This window comes from Citrobacter sp. wls708 (assembly GCF_005281255.1).
Classification (GTDB): Bacteria; Pseudomonadota; Gammaproteobacteria; order Enterobacterales; family Enterobacteriaceae; genus Citrobacter; species Citrobacter werkmanii.
Map to the genome: position 1 here is coordinate 1 of NZ_SZXE01000004.1, position 15,207 is coordinate 15,207.

General features: G+C 54.4%; 11 protein-coding genes. 7 read left to right on the top strand and 4 right to left on the bottom strand.

Going from position 1 to position 15,207, the window contains the following annotated elements:
* Window positions 1–113: 113 nt before the first annotated feature.
* Window positions 114–551 carry an acetyltransferase gene (locus tag FDW97_RS02325; protein WP_137350607.1) on the bottom strand — a complete coding sequence of 146 codons (438 nt, stop codon included), beginning with the start codon at window positions 549–551 and terminating at the stop codon, window positions 114–116.
* Between the two features lie 157 nt (window positions 552–708).
* Here FDW97_RS02325 and metA point away from each other — a divergent pair, with 157 nt between their 5' ends.
* The 4 genes from metA (at window position 709) to aceK (ending at window position 6,728) form a co-directional block, all read left to right on the top strand.
* On the top strand, window positions 709–1,638 hold the full coding sequence (gene metA / locus FDW97_RS02330) for a homoserine O-succinyltransferase (protein ID WP_042313076.1): 930 nt from the start codon (window positions 709–711) through the stop codon (window positions 1,636–1,638).
* A 268-nt stretch (window positions 1,639–1,906) separates the two neighbouring features.
* Window positions 1,907–3,508, top strand: coding sequence for a malate synthase A (gene aceB / locus FDW97_RS02335; RefSeq protein WP_137350608.1), 1,602 nt, complete (start codon window positions 1,907–1,909; stop codon window positions 3,506–3,508).
* A 31-nt stretch (window positions 3,509–3,539) separates the two neighbouring features.
* Window positions 3,540–4,844, top strand: coding sequence for an isocitrate lyase (aceA, locus tag FDW97_RS02340; RefSeq protein ID WP_038636179.1), 1,305 nt, complete (start codon window positions 3,540–3,542; stop codon window positions 4,842–4,844).
* Between the two features lie 102 nt (window positions 4,845–4,946).
* Entirely contained in the window at window positions 4,947–6,728 is a 1,782-nt protein-coding gene (gene aceK, locus FDW97_RS02345) for a bifunctional isocitrate dehydrogenase kinase/phosphatase (RefSeq protein ID WP_038636181.1), read from the top strand.
* Window positions 6,729–6,772: 44 nt separating this feature from the next.
* Here the strand turns inward: aceK and iclR are convergent, their stop codons facing one another.
* A complete protein-coding gene (iclR, locus tag FDW97_RS02350; RefSeq protein ID WP_038636184.1) occupies window positions 6,773–7,597 on the bottom strand; it encodes a glyoxylate bypass operon transcriptional repressor IclR in 825 nt (274 codons plus the stop codon).
* A gap of 195 nt (window positions 7,598–7,792) precedes the next feature.
* Here iclR and metH point away from each other — a divergent pair, with 195 nt between their 5' ends.
* Both metH and FDW97_RS02360 read left to right on the top strand, forming a co-directional pair.
* Window positions 7,793–11,476, top strand: coding sequence for a methionine synthase (gene metH / locus FDW97_RS02355; protein WP_087856554.1), 3,684 nt, complete (start codon window positions 7,793–7,795; stop codon window positions 11,474–11,476).
* 213 nt (window positions 11,477–11,689) lie between these two features.
* A complete protein-coding gene (locus FDW97_RS02360; protein ID WP_137350609.1) occupies window positions 11,690–13,318 on the top strand; it encodes a Na/Pi cotransporter family protein in 1,629 nt (542 codons plus the stop codon).
* 127 nt (window positions 13,319–13,445) lie between these two features.
* Here the strand turns inward: FDW97_RS02360 and pepE are convergent, their stop codons facing one another.
* Together pepE and FDW97_RS02370 are read right to left on the bottom strand one after the other, a co-directional pair.
* Window positions 13,446–14,135, bottom strand: a complete 690-nt coding sequence (gene pepE / locus FDW97_RS02365; RefSeq protein WP_085049569.1) for a dipeptidase PepE — start codon at window positions 14,133–14,135, stop codon at window positions 13,446–13,448.
* 109 nt (window positions 14,136–14,244) lie between these two features.
* Window positions 14,245–14,523 carry an addiction module antidote protein gene (locus tag FDW97_RS02370; RefSeq protein WP_085049570.1) on the bottom strand — a complete coding sequence of 93 codons (279 nt, stop codon included), beginning with the start codon at window positions 14,521–14,523 and terminating at the stop codon, window positions 14,245–14,247.
* A gap of 546 nt (window positions 14,524–15,069) precedes the next feature.
* Between FDW97_RS02370 and FDW97_RS02375 the strand changes: the two genes are divergently transcribed.
* Window positions 15,070–15,207, top strand: a 138-nt coding sequence (locus tag FDW97_RS02375) for a histidine phosphatase family protein (RefSeq protein WP_137350610.1), incomplete at its 3' end; no start/stop codon positions are given.

Consider the following 15,207-nt stretch of genomic DNA (forward strand, 5'->3'; position numbering starts at 1 on the left):
CCTGCCGGATGGGCTTTTTTGCGTCTGTGGTGAACACAGCCGTTGTGACCTGGATGTAGGCCTGATAAGCGCAGCGCATCAGGCAATCCCGCACCACGTAAAAACTTGCCCTGCTACCCGCGCACGAGATTGAGCAACGGGTAGGGGCGTCCAAGATCGTCCACCTCTGTACGTCCCGTCACGCTAAATCCCATCTTCTTATAGAATCCAACCGCTTGTTCATTCTGTTCGTTAACGGTAGTTGTTAGCGTGGAACTCATTGATAAAGCATGTTCAATCAGCAGCTTACCAACGCCACTACCACGCACATCCGGATCGACAAACAGGGCATCTATATGCTGATCGGTCAGGAGCATAAAGGCGACTGGCTCATCCTGCTCTGTCACTGCAACCCATAGAGGGGCTTCTGGTAAAAAAGAACGTACCAGCTGTTCCAGTTCAACCCGATAATCCGCAGAGAGGAAATGGTGCGTGGCATCCACTGAGCGACACCAAATAGAAACTAACTTGTCTCCTTCGTCCTGACGCGAACGACGGATGGTAAAGGTCATAGCATTCTCCTTTTTTCTTTACTGCACTATTCTACAGCAAGGAACCGTGAAACTTTCTCAACTTGAGGATGTAGGCTCGACATTCTGCTGATTCCTGGGTATCTTCAGCTATCTGGATGTCTAAACGTTTAAACGTATGTAGTGAGGTTATCAGGTTATGCCAATTCGCGTGCAGGACGAACTACCCGCCGTCAATTTCTTGCGTGAGGAAAACGTCTTTGTCATGACGACATCCCGCGCTTCCGGTCAGGAAATCCGTCCACTGAAGGTACTTATCCTCAACCTGATGCCGAAGAAGATTGAAACGGAAAACCAGTTCCTGCGTTTATTGTCTAACTCACCGCTACAGGTAGATGTTCAGCTATTGCGCATCGATGCCCGCGAGTCACGCAACACCCCAACGGAGCATCTGAATAACTTTTACTGTAATTTCGAGGATATCTGCGATCAGAACTTTGATGGACTGATCGTTACAGGGGCGCCGCTGGGTCTGGTTGAGTTTAATGACGTGGCTTACTGGCCGCAGATAAAACAGGTTCTTGAGTGGGCTAAAGATCACGTTACCTCGACGCTGTTTGTCTGCTGGGCGGTACAGGCCGCATTGAATATCCTTTATGGCATTCCCAAGCAAACCCGCACGGATAAACTCTCCGGCGTCTATGAGCATCATATTCTGCATCCTCATGCGTTGCTGACGCGCGGATTTGATGATGCATTTTTGGCCCCTCATTCGCGCTATGCCGACTTCCCTGCCGCACTTATCCGCGACTATACCGATCTTGAGATTTTTGCCGAAACGGAAGAGGGCGATGCCTATCTGTTCGCCAGCAAAGATAAACGCATTGCCTTTGTGACGGGTCATCCGGAGTATGACGCGCACACGCTCGGTAGCGAATATTTTCGTGACGTTGAAGCGGGCTTATCCCCGGAAGTACCCTATAACTACTTCCCGAAAGATGACCCGCAAAACAAACCGCGGGCAACCTGGCGTAGCCATGGCAATCTGTTGTTTACCAACTGGCTCAACTATTACGTCTACCAGATCACGCCATATGATCTGCGTCACATGAATCCAACGCTGGATTAATCTTCTGTAGCAGACGATCCTTAAGCGTTTCAGCATGTTGAATCAGGCACCTTCGGGTGCCTTTTTTATTTCCGAAACGCACCTCACTGTGTAATTAAATTTTATTTATATTGTTATCAATAGGTTAATTGATAATTAATTTAAAAATGGAAATTGTTTTTGATTTTGAAATTTAAATGAGTAGTCTTAGTTGTGCTGAACGAAAACCGCACAACGATCCTTCGTTCGCATTGGGGATGTGTTTGGATCACTGACGAGGAACTACGCAATGAATCAACAGGCAACGACAACCGATGAACTGGTCTTCACCAGGCCGCGTGGCGAACAGGAGCAGCAAATCCTGACCGGAGAAGCGGTGGAGTTTCTGACTGAACTGGTGACAAGATTTACGCCTAAGCGGAATAAGCTTCTGGCTGCGCGGATCCAGCAGCAGCAGGATATTGATAACGGTAAGTTGCCTGATTTTATTTCGGAAACAGCTTCCATTCGTGAGGGCAACTGGAAAATTCGCGGTATTCCTGATGATTTACTGGATCGCCGCGTAGAGATTACCGGACCGGTTGAGCGCAAGATGGTCATCAACGCGCTGAACGCGAACGTCAAAGTCTTTATGGCTGACTTTGAAGATTCGCTGGCCCCTGAGTGGAGCAAAGTTATCGACGGGCAGATCAACCTGCGCGATGCGGTTAATGGCACCATTAGTTACACCAACGAAGCGGGTAAAATTTATCAACTTAAACCCAATCCAGCTTTATTGGTGTGTCGTGTGCGTGGTCTGCATCTGCCGGAAAAACACGTCACCTGGCGTGGCGAATCCATCCCTGGCAGCCTGTTCGATTTTGCACTCTACTTCTTCCACAACTACAAAGCGTTGCTGGCAAAAGGCAGTGGCCCGTATTTCTATCTGCCAAAAACGCAGGCCTGGCAAGAAGCAGCCTGGTGGAGTGAAGTGTTCAGCTATGCAGAGGACCGCTTTAATCTGCCGCGCGGCACCATCAAAGCGACCCTGCTGATTGAAACGTTGCCCGCTGTTTTCCAGATGGACGAAATTCTGCACGCGTTGCGTGATCACATTGTGGGCCTGAACTGTGGCCGCTGGGATTACATTTTCAGCTATATCAAAACCCTGAAGAATCATCCGGATCGCGTGCTGCCAGACCGTCAGGTGGTGACGATGGATAAGCCATTCCTTAGCGCCTACTCGCGTCTGTTGATTAAAACCTGTCATAAACGCGGCGCGTTCGCGATGGGCGGCATGGCTGCGTTCATTCCCAGTAAAGATGCCGAGCGTAACAACCAGGTTCTGACCAAGGTAAAAGCGGATAAAGCGCTGGAAGCGAATAACGGTCATGACGGTACATGGATTGCCCATCCGGGCCTGGCAGATACCGCAATGACGGTATTCAACGACGTGCTCGGAGAAAACAAAAATCAGCTGTTTGTAACGCGTGAAGAAGATGCGCCAATTACCGCAGAACAGCTGCTGGCACCCTGTGAAGGTGAGCGTACCGAAGAGGGTATGCGCGCCAATATCCGTGTCGCGGTGCAGTATATCGAGGCGTGGATCTCCGGTAACGGCTGCGTGCCGATTTACGGTCTGATGGAAGATGCGGCCACCGCCGAAATCTCCCGCACCTCCATCTGGCAGTGGATCCACCACCAGAAAACGCTCAGCAATGGCAAGCCGGTGACCAAACCGCTGTTCCGCCAGATGCTGGCCGAAGAGATGCTGGTGATTCAGGACGAACTGGGCGAGCACCGCTACAGCAGCGGGCGTTTTGACGATGCCGCGCGTCTGATGGAGCAAATCACTACCTCTGATGAACTGATCGATTTCTTGACCCTGCCAGGTTACCGCCTGCTGGCTTAACTCACCACATAACAATATGGAGCATCTGCACATGAAAACCCGTAATCAACAAATCGAAGAATTACAGAAAGAGTGGACTCAACCGCGCTGGGAAGGCATCACCCGTCCATATAGCGCGGAGGATGTGGTGAAATTACGTGGCTCGGTCAACCCGGAATGCACGCTGGCGCAGCTTGGTGCGGCGAAAATGTGGCGTCTGCTGCACGGTGAGTCGAAGAAAGGGTATATCAACAGCCTCGGCGCGCTGACCGGCGGCCAGGCGCTGCAACAGGCGAAAGCCGGTATTGAAGCGGTTTACCTTTCTGGCTGGCAGGTGGCGGCAGATGCCAACCTGGCCTCCAGCATGTATCCGGATCAATCGCTGTATCCGGCGAACTCCGTCCCGGCAGTGGTGGATCGGATCAACAATACTTTCCGTCGTGCGGATCAGATCCAATGGTCAAGCGGTATTGAGCCGAACGATCCGCGCTACGTGGATTACTTCCTGCCGATCGTTGCCGATGCGGAAGCGGGCTTTGGCGGGGTTCTGAACGCGTTTGAACTGATGAAATCGATGATTGAGGCTGGTGCAGCAGCCGTTCACTTCGAAGATCAGCTCGCATCAGTGAAAAAATGCGGTCACATGGGCGGTAAGGTGCTGGTGCCGACTCAGGAAGCTATTCAGAAACTGGTGGCGGCCCGTCTGGCTGCCGACGTGATGGGCGTGCCGACGCTGGTGATTGCGCGTACCGATGCTGACGCAGCTGATTTGATTACCTCTGACTGCGATGCCTACGACAGCGAGTTCATTACTGGCGAACGTACCTGCGAAGGCTTCTTCCGTACACATGCTGGTATTGAGCAGGCGATCAGCCGCGGTCTGGCCTACGCGCCGTATGCGGATCTGGTGTGGTGTGAAACTTCCACACCAGACCTCGAACTGGCGAAGCGCTTTGCCGATGCCATTCATGCGAAATTCCCAGGTAAACTGCTGGCCTACAACTGTTCGCCGTCGTTTAACTGGCAGAAAAATCTGGATGATAAAACCATTGCCAGCTTCCAGCAGCAGTTGTCGGACATGGGCTATAAATACCAGTTCATTACCCTGGCAGGTATTCACAGCATGTGGTTCAACATGTTCGACCTCGCGCACTCCTATGCGCAGGGTGAAGGCATGCGCCACTATGTTGAGAAGGTGCAGCAGCCAGAATTTGCGGCGGCAAAAGACGGTTACACCTTCGTGTCCCACCAGCAGGAAGTGGGTACCGGCTACTTCGATAAAGTTACCACCATCATTCAGGGCGGCGCCTCTTCCGTTACCGCGTTAACGGGTTCCACCGAAGAATCGCAGTTCTGATCAATGCCCGGTGGCGCTGCGCTTACCGGGCCTACGAAGGGATGTAGGCCGGAAAAGCGTATGCGCCATCCGGCATGACGTTGTGCCGGATGGGAGATATCGATGACGCGTGGCCTGGAATTACTGATTGCTCAGACAATTTTACAAGGTTTCGACGCCCAGTACGGGCGTTTTCTGGAAGTCACCTCCGGCGCGCAGCAGCGTTTTGAACATGCCGACTGGCATGCGGTTCAGCAGGCGATGAAAAGCCGTATTCACCTTTACGATCATCATGTGGGTCTGGTGGTGGAACAGCTGCGCTGCATTACTGACGGCAAAAGTACCGACGCGGATTTTTTGCTCCGCGTGAAAGATCATTACACCCGGCTCTTGCCGGATTATCCGCGCTTCGAGATTGCGGAGAGCTTCTTTAACTCCGTTTACTGCCGGTTATTTGACCACCGCTCGCTGACTCCCGAGCGGCTGTTTATTTTTAGCTCTCAGCCAGAGCGCCGTTTTCGCACGATCCCCCGCCCGCTGGCGAAAGACTTTTTTCCCGATACCGGCTGGGAGTGGCTGCTCACCCGCGTTCTCAGCGATCTGCCTCTGCGTCTACCGTGGCAGAACAAACATCGTGATATCCACTACATCATTGAACACCTGACCGAAACTCTGGGTGCGGATGTGTTGCCGCGCTGTCATTTACAGGTGGCGAACGAACTGTTTTATCGCAATAAGGCCGCCTGGCTGGTCGGTAAGCTGATTACCCCTTCCGGGACGCTGCCGTTTTTATTGCCAATCCACCGGACTGACGAAGGCGAACTGTTTGTCGATACCTGTCTGACCACGACGGCGGAAGCGAGCATTGTGTTTGGCTTTGCCCGCTCCTACTTTATGGTTTACGCTCCGCTGCCCGCGGCGTTAGTGGAGTGGCTGCGCGAGATCCTGCCCGGTAAAACCACCGCTGAATTGTATATGGCGATTGGCTGTCAGAAACACGCGAAGACCGAAAGCTACCGCGAGTATCTGCTTTATCTCGCTGATTGCGATGAGCAATTTATCGAAGCGCCGGGGATCCGCGGCATGGTGATGCTGGTGTTTACCCTACCGGGCTTCGACCGGGTGTTTAAAATCATCAAAGACAAATTTGCGCCGCAAAAGGAGATGTCCGCCGCGCACGTCCGCGCCTGCTACCAGTTGGTGAAAGAGCACGATCGCGTCGGGCGCATGGCCGATACCCAGGAGTTTGAAAACTTTGTGCTGGATAAACGGAAAATCGACCCGGCGCTGATGGCGCTGCTACTGCAGGAAGCGCCGGAAAAAATTACCGATCTCGGCGATCAGATTGTTATTCGCCATCTGTATATCGAACGGCGCATGGTGCCGCTGAATATCTGGCTGGAGCAGGTCGAAGGCCAGCAGCTGCGCGACGCGATAGAAGAGTACGGCAACGCCATTCGTCAACTGGCCGCCGCCAATATTTTCCCGGGAGATATGCTGTTTAAGAACTTCGGTGTGACCCGCCACGGGCGCGTGGTGTTCTACGACTACGATGAAATTTGCTATATGACGGAGGTGAATTTCCGCCATATCCCACCGCCGCGCTACCCGGAAGATGAGATGAGCGCTGAACCGTGGTACAGCGTGTCGCCGGGGGATGTCTTCCCGGAAGAGTTTCGTCACTGGCTATGTGCCGACCCGCGCATCGGGCCGTTGTTTGAGGAGATGCACGCCGACCTGTTCAGCGCCGACTACTGGCGAGGGCTGCAAACGCGGATCCGTGAAGGTCACGTGGAAGATGTTTACGCTTACCGTCGTCGGCAGCGGTTTAGCGTACGTTATGAAACCGACCGTAGGCCGGATAAGGCCCTTGCGCCGCCATCCGGCAATGTACGCCGCGCCTGATGGCGCTGCGCTTATCAGGTCTACAAATCAGTCCCAACCCTTGCTTATCTAAACCCGCCGTACGCCAGCGTGACTTCTTTCGCTGCTTTGATCGCCATTGCGCCAAACTCGGTCACGCGGTCATCGGTAATACGTGAAATTGGCCCGGAAATGGAGATGGCGGCGAACGGCTCACGGTGTTCATCATAAATGCACGACGCCACGCAGCGCAGGCCCAGCGCGTGTTCTTCATCATCAAAGGAATAGCCGCGCTTACGTGTCTGCGCCAAATCCTCTTTCAGATGGACCGGCGACACCAGCGTGGCATGGGTATACGCATGCAGCCCTTTGCGGTGTAGCAGACCGGTAACCTGTTCTTCACTCAATTGAGATAAAAATGCCTTGCCCGCGCCGGAGGCGTGCATCGGCAGCTTGCCGCCGATAGGCGCAGACATGCGCATCAACTGGGTGCACTGCACCTGGTCGATAATAATGGCCTGATGGTCGCTTTGATCCAGCACGGCCAGGTTTACCGTCTCACCCGAATCTTCCATTAGTTTGCGCAGAATGGGGTGCACAATCGCCAGCAGATTGCGACTTTGCAAAAAGCTGCTGCCGACGATAAACGCATGCGCACCCACGGCCCAGTGGCCTAATTCGCCCACCTGGCGGACAAAACCTTGCTGCTGCATGGTAGTCAACAGACGGTGGGTTGTTGAGTTCGGCAGACCGGCCTGCTGCGCCAGCTCGGTTAGCGCCACGCTGCCGTTGGATTCCGCAATCCACTCCAGCAGCTTCAGACCCCGGGTCAAAGACTGAACCTGCCCGGTTGCAGGCGTAGTGGCAGCGGCGGGTTTTCTACCGCGTTTCGCGGGGACAGGGGCAACCATGGCGGACTCCTTTTCTGTATCGTGGAAATCATTTTCGTTTTATTCGATTATAATGCAAGAATTCCTGTACTGATCGGATGAGTGAAGCTGAACATGTCTCATGTTGGCCGTTGTTCTCTTTTCCGCCTCTCAGGTTTGTGCCAGTATGGCCTGTTGAGTTTTTTTCGGTCTGGTTGAGCGTTGTCGGGAGCGAGTGTGAGCAGCAAAGTAGAACAATTACGTCAGCAGTTAAATGAACGTATTCTGGTGCTGGACGGCGGGATGGGCACCATGATCCAGGGATATCGTCTGAGCGAAGAGGATTTCCGCGGCGAGCGCTTCGCCGACTGGCCTTGCGACCTGAAGGGCAACAACGACCTGCTGGTGCTCAGCAAGCCGGAGGTGATTGCCGCGATCCATAACGCCTACTTTGAGGCGGGCGCGGATATCATCGAAACCAACACCTTTAACTCCACGACTATCGCCATGGCGGATTACCAGATGGAATCCCTGTCGGCGGAAATCAACTTTGCGGCGGCGAAGCTGGCGCGCGCGGCGGCAGACGAATGGACGGCGCGCACGCCGAACAAACCTCGCTATGTCGCGGGCGTGCTTGGCCCAACCAACCGTACCGCCTCCATCTCGCCCGACGTCAACGACCCGGCATACCGCAACATTACCTTTGACCAACTGGTGGCTGCCTATCGCGAATCCACCAAAGCGCTGGTGGAAGGCGGCAGCGACCTGATCCTGATTGAAACCGTCTTCGATACCCTCAATGCTAAAGCCGCTATTTTCGCGGTAAAAACCGAGTTCGAAGCGCTGGGCGTCGAGCTGCCGATTATGCTTTCCGGTACCATTACCGACGCCTCCGGGCGTACGCTTTCCGGCCAGACCACCGAAGCGTTCTATAACTCATTGCGTCACGCCGATGCACTGACCTTCGGTCTGAACTGCGCCTTAGGCCCGGACGAGCTGCGCCAGTACGTGCAGGAGCTGTCACGCATTGCCGAATGCTACGTCACCGCGCACCCGAACGCCGGGCTGCCGAACGCCTTCGGCGAGTACGACCTCGACGCCGACACCATGGCGACACAGATTCGCGAATGGGCCGAGGCCGGTTTCCTCAATGTGGTTGGCGGTTGTTGCGGCACCACGCCGGAACATATCGCCGCGATGAGCCGGGCGGTAGAAGGTTTACCGCCGCGCAAGTTGCCAGAAATCCCGGTGGCCTGCCGGCTGTCCGGCCTTGAACCACTGAACATTGGCGACGATAGCCTGTTTGTTAACGTCGGCGAACGTACCAACGTCACCGGTTCAGCGAAATTTAAGCGTCTGATCAAAGAAGAGAAATACAGCGAAGCGCTGGACGTCGCCCGCCAGCAGGTGGAAAGCGGCGCGCAGATTATCGACATCAACATGGATGAGGGGATGCTCGACGCCGAAGCGGCGATGGTGCGCTTCCTCAACCTGATTGCCGGCGAGCCGGACATCGCCCGCGTGCCGATTATGATCGACTCCTCGAAATGGGAAGTCATCGAAAAAGGACTGAAGTGCATTCAGGGTAAAGGCATCGTTAACTCCATCTCGATGAAAGAGGGGGTGGAGATCTTTATCCATCACGCAAAGCTGCTGCGTCGCTACGGTGCTGCGGTGGTGGTGATGGCCTTTGACGAACAGGGCCAGGCGGATACCCGCGAACGTAAAATTGAGATTTGCCGCCGGGCGTACAAAATTCTCACCGAAGAAGTGGGCTTCCCGCCGGAAGACATCATCTTCGACCCAAACATTTTCGCCGTCGCAACCGGGATTGAAGAGCACAACAACTACGCGCAGGACTTTATCGGTGCCTGTGAAGATATTAAACGCGAGCTGCCGCACGCGCTGATTTCCGGCGGCGTCTCTAACGTTTCCTTCTCGTTCCGCGGCAACGACCCGGTACGTGAGGCTATTCACGCGGTATTCCTCTACTATGCGATTCGCAATGGGATGGACATGGGCATCGTCAACGCCGGACAGCTGGCTATCTATGACGACCTGCCCGCCGAGCTGCGCGACGCGGTCGAGGATGTGATCCTCAACCGACGTGAAGATGGTACCGAGCGTCTGCTGGAGCTGGCCGAGAAGTATCGCGGCAGTAAAACCGACGACACCGCTAATGCCCAGATGGCGGAGTGGCGTAGTTGGGACGTGAAAAAGCGCCTTGAATACTCGCTGGTGAAAGGCATTACCGAATTTATCGAGCTCGACACAGAAGAAGCGCGCCAGCAGGCCGAACGCCCGATTGAGGTGATCGAAGGGCCGCTGATGGACGGCATGAACGTGGTCGGCGACCTGTTCGGCGAGGGCAAAATGTTCCTGCCGCAGGTGGTGAAATCAGCCCGCGTGATGAAGCAGGCGGTGGCTTACCTCGAACCGTATATCGAAGCCAGTAAAGAGAAAGGCTCCAGCAACGGCAAGATGGTCATCGCCACCGTGAAGGGCGATGTGCACGACATCGGCAAGAACATCGTTGGCGTGGTGCTGCAATGTAACAACTACGAAATCGTCGATCTTGGCGTGATGGTGCCCGCGGAGAAAATCCTCAGAACGGCGCGTGAAGTGAATGCCGATCTGATTGGCCTTTCCGGGCTTATTACCCCGTCGCTGGACGAAATGGTCAACGTGGCGAAAGAGATGGAGCGTCAGGGCTTCACCATCCCACTGCTGATTGGCGGCGCGACCACCTCAAAAGCGCACACCGCGGTGAAAATTGAGCAGAACTACAGCGGCCCGACGGTTTACGTGCAGAACGCCTCGCGTACCGTGGGGGTTGTTGCCGCGCTGCTCTCCGACACCCAGCGCGATGACTTTGTCGCCCGTACGCGTAAAGAGTACGAAACCGTGCGCATCCAGCATGCGCGTAAGAAACCTCGCACGCCGCCGGTAACGTTACAGGCTGCACGTGATAACGATCTGGCCTTCGACTGGGAAAGCTACACGCCGCCGGTCGCGCATCGGTTAGGCGTGCAGGAAGTCGAGGCCAGCATCGAAACGCTGCGCAATTACATCGACTGGACGCCGTTCTTTATGACCTGGTCGCTGGCCGGGAAGTATCCGCGCATCCTCGAAGATGAAGTGGTGGGTGAAGAGGCGAAGCGCCTGTTCAAAGACGCCAACGACATGCTGGATAAACTCAGCGCTGAGAAAACCCTGAACCCGCGCGGCGTGGTGGGGTTGTTCCCGGCTAACCGCGTGGGTGACGACATCGAGATTTACCGTGACGAGACGCGTACGCACGTTATCAGCGTGAGTCATCACCTGCGCCAGCAGACGGAAAAAGTCGGCTTCGCCAACTACTGCCTGTCTGACTTTGTCGCGCCGAAACTGAGCGGCAAAGCGGATTACATCGGTGCTTTCGCGGTGACCGGCGGTCTGGAGGAGGATGCGCTGGCGGACGCCTTCGAAGCGCAGCATGACGACTACAACAAGATTATGGTGAAAGCCATTGCTGACCGTCTGGCGGAAGCATTCGCGGAATATCTGCATGAGCGCGTGCGTAAAGTCTACTGGGGCTATGCGGCGAATGAGAACCTCAGTAACGAAGAGCTGATCCGCGAAAACTACCAGGGCATTCGCCCGGCGCCGGGCTACCCGGCGTGCCCGGAACATACCGAAAAGGCCACCATCTGGGAGCTGCTGGACGTCGAAGCACATACCGGGATGAAGCTCACCGAATCCTTCGCCATGTGGCCTGGCGCCTCGGTTTCCGGCTGGTATTTCAGTCATCCTGACAGTAAGTATTACGCCGTGGCGCAAATTCAGCGCGATCAGGTTGAAGATTATGCCTTCCGTAAAGGCATGAGCGTGGCAGAAGTTGAACGTTGGTTAGCGCCTAATCTGGGCTACGACGCCGATTGATTCACAAAACTGTCATCTTTCTTTACAACAAACAGGGCACTCAATGAGTGCCCTGTCTCTTTCTTACGTTTAAACCCTTATACTGAAAGAACGTTCATCGGCACTGTTTGCCGGATGGCTCATTTTTGTAGGCCTGATAAGCGTAGCGCCGTCAGGCGGTATGTCATTGCGATGAACCTCAGGAACATATAACGATAAGGAGAACCTGATTCCGTGCTAACTCTGTTACACCTGCTTTCTGCTGTCTCTATGCTGGTTTGGGGCACACATATTGTGCGTACCGGCGTGATGCGCGTCTTTGGCGCCCGTTTGCGTACCGTACTCAGCCGTAGCGTTGAAAAGAAGCCGCTCGCCTTTTGTGCAGGTATCGGCGTGACCGCGCTGGTGCAAAGCAGCAACGCCACCACCATGCTGGTGACCTCGTTTGTCGCCCAGGACCTCGTGGCGCTTACCCCGGCGCTGGTCATTGTGCTGGGCGCCGACGTGGGGACCGCGCTGATGGCGCGTATCCTGACCTTCGATCTCTCATGGCTATCCCCACTGCTGATTTTCATCGGCGTGATCTTTTTTCTCGGACGTAAGCAGTCCCGCGTGGGGCAACTGGGGCGGGTTGGCATCGGGCTGGGGTTGATTTTACTGGCGCTGGAGCTGATTGTGCAGGCGGTCACGCCAATAACCCAGGCTAACGGCGTACAGGTTATTTTCGCCTCGCTGACCGGCGATATTATGCTGGATGCGCTGATTGGCGCTATGTTCGCGGTGATCAGTTACTCCAGCCTGGCGGCGGTTTTGCTGACGGCAACCCTGACCGCTGCCAGCATTATCTCGTTTCCTGTCGCGTTGTGCCTGGTGATTGGCGCCAACCTTGGCTCCGGCCTGCTGGCGATGCTCAACAATAGCGCGGCTAACGCTGCTGCCCGTCGCGTGGCGCTTGGCAGCTTGTTGTTTAAGCTGGTGGGGAGTCTGATTATCCTGCCGTTTGTTCATCCGTTGGCGAATCTGATGGATGAGCTGCCGCTGCCGAAATCTGAGCTGGTCATTTATTTCCATGTTTTCTACAACCTGGTACGTTGCATAGCGATGGTGCCTTTCGCCGAACCGATGGCGCGTTTTTGCAAACGTATTATCCGTGATGAGCCGGAACTGGACGCCCACCTGAAGCCTAAGCATCTGGACATCAGCGCACTGGATACCCCAACCCTGGCTCTGGCCAATGCCGCCCGTGAAGCCCTGCGTATTGGCGATGCGATGGAGCAGATGATGGATGGGCTAAAGAAGGTGATGCACGGCGAACCGCGTGAAGAGAAAGAGTTGCGCAGGATGGCGGACGATATCAACGTACTGTACACGGCGATTAAGCTCTATCTGGCGAGGATGCCAAAGGATGAACTGGCAGAAGAAGAGTCGCGCCGTTGGGCTGAGATTATCGAAATGTCGCTAAACCTTGAACAGGCGTCGGATATTGTTGAGCGTATGGGCAGCGAGATTGCCGACAAGTCGCTGGCAGCGCGTCGGGCATTCTCTGTCGAAGGGCTGAAAGAACTTGATGCACTGTACGATCAACTGCTCAGTAATCTGCAACTGGCGATGTCGGTATTCTTCTCTGGCGACGTGACCAGCGCCCGTCGTCTGCGCCGCAGCAAGCACCGTTTCCGCATCCTTAACCGTCGTTATTCGCATGCGCACGTGGATCGTCTGCATCAGCAGAACGTGCAGAGTATTGAGACCAGTTCCCTGCACTTGGCGCTGCTGGGCGATATGCAGCGTCTGAACTCACTGTTTTGCTCTGTGGCTTACAGCGTGCTGGAACAGCCGGATGAAGACAACGAGCGTGAGTACTAACGAGGACAGATGAAAGGTTGCCCGGTGGCGCTGATGCTTACCGGGCCTACGGATAACCGTCAATGTTGTCGTCTACCTTGATGCCGGATAAGGCGAAGCTACCATCCGGCATCAGACAACAAACCAACTAAAAGCAGTGACCCGCCTCAACGGCAACCGCTTCTTCACCCGCTTTAAAGATATAGGTGGTGTTCGGACCGCCAAGCACGGATTGACCGTTGCTCACCTTGATCCAGTTCCCTTCTGGCAGACCAATCACCGTCAGTTCCGGCGCCACAACTAACAGCTCGCGAATACGCTGTTCACGCGTTTCGCCTTTATGGCCTTCCGGCAGTGCGTTGGTGAAGTGCGGGTTAATCTGCAGCGGGAAAAGACCCAGGGCATCAAAGCCTTTTGGATCGACAATCGGCATGTCGTTGGTGGTGCGGATGGTCTGGCAGGCAAGGTTGGAACCCGCGCTCCAGCCGATGTACAGCGCGCCGCGTTTGACGACATCGACAATCGGCGCCAGCAGTCCGCGCTCGCGGCTCTCTTTCAGCAACTGGAAGGTGTTACCCCCACCGACAATCACCAGTTCGGCGTTTTCAATGGCTGCAATCGGATCGGTAACGGTATGAATGCCAGTAACGTTAACGCCCATTGGCGCAAAGATGGCTGCCGTTTTCGCCGTGTACTCATCCCAGGTTTGCGTCACGCCGGCAAATGGAATAAACACCGCCGTGCGGCGACCGTTCAGTTGCTCTGCGATCAGCGGCAGCGCATGTTCCATCCAGCCTTTGCCCGGCAGCGTCGAGTTACTCAATAAAAGCAGTTCCATCATTTCTCCATGTAATCAGAAAATTACAAACCGCGGTCATGCTACCACTATCGATCTAACGCCTTCCTGATATGGCTCACGATGTTGGAAGAGGAGACAGATGCTGAGACTATTTTTTAAGCGTCAATTCAATACCGAGCGCCTTCATCACTGCAAGCGTAGTTTTCAGCGTTGGGTTACCTTTCTCACTAAAAGAGCGATAAAGTTGTTCGCGGGATAATCCCGTTTCTGCCGCGATGTTCGCCATTCCCTTAGCGCGAGCCACCACGCCCAATGCTTTTGCAATGTACGCTGCATCGCCTGTTTCGAGGGCATCGGCCATAAAAACGGCAATTTCTTCATCATCGACCAGCGCAGTTGCGGGATCGTACTGCGTAAGTTTATTCATGGTGGAAGATCTCTTGATAATCCAGTGAACGGGCGAGCATTCTCCAACAGGTTTGACATCACCAGCTAAACCATGAGCCAAACGAAAAAGGCGTGTAGCAATGAGCGTTTTAGCTCTCCTGTCCCGTAAGTTTTGCTCCCAACGCTGGAAAACCATTGTCTGAAGAATTTCCATGAGTACGTTCCATGTATTTTATAAACTACATTCTGAATTGACAAGTTGAGACTAGAGAATAAAAAAATGGGGAGTATGGGGAAATGTTGGGTGGAGGAAACAGGAAAGCGCCTCGCAATAATACGTAGTTTTTCAGGACGCTGCGGTTGATACGAGAAACGATAACAGGGGATAGGGGCGGCTTTGTGCCAAAAGCGGAAGTTAACTACGGATAAAATTCAGCGCCTCACACCCAGAGCCGCTGCATAACGGCAATAAGCTACACTTGTTCATTATTTCCAAAACAGGAAAGCCTTCCGCTGCTTCAACTGTGTGTGTTTGACATCGCGCAGTTTGGGCATTTTGATCAACAACGAGCATGGCCCGCTAACGATGAAATTGATACTTGTTCGACACGCAGAAACAGAGTGGAATTTGGAAGGAATTATTCAGGGGCACAGCGATAGCCCCTTGACCTGTCGGGGTTTGCATGAAACATCCGTCCTACTAGCAGCGTTTAGTGCAAGTGAG

What these genes read in the sequence shown, in the direction of transcription:
- FDW97_RS02325 (WP_137350607.1), bottom strand. Translation starts at nt 551, where the DNA reads ATGACCTTTACCATCCGTCGTTCGCGTCAGGACGAAGGAGACAAGTTA.
- metA (WP_042313076.1), top strand. Translation starts at nt 709, where the DNA reads ATGCCAATTCGCGTGCAGGACGAACTACCCGCCGTCAATTTCTTGCGT.
- aceB (WP_137350608.1), top strand. Translation starts at nt 1,907, where the DNA reads ATGAATCAACAGGCAACGACAACCGATGAACTGGTCTTCACCAGGCCG.
- aceA (WP_038636179.1), top strand. Translation starts at nt 3,540, where the DNA reads ATGAAAACCCGTAATCAACAAATCGAAGAATTACAGAAAGAGTGGACT.
- aceK (WP_038636181.1), top strand. Translation starts at nt 4,947, where the DNA reads ATGACGCGTGGCCTGGAATTACTGATTGCTCAGACAATTTTACAAGGT.
- iclR (WP_038636184.1), bottom strand. Translation starts at nt 7,597, where the DNA reads ATGGTTGCCCCTGTCCCCGCGAAACGCGGTAGAAAACCCGCCGCTGCC.
- pepE (WP_085049569.1), bottom strand. Translation starts at nt 14,135, where the DNA reads ATGGAACTGCTTTTATTGAGTAACTCGACGCTGCCGGGCAAAGGCTGG.
- FDW97_RS02370 (WP_085049570.1), bottom strand. Translation starts at nt 14,523, where the DNA reads ATGAATAAACTTACGCAGTACGATCCCGCAACTGCGCTGGTCGATGAT.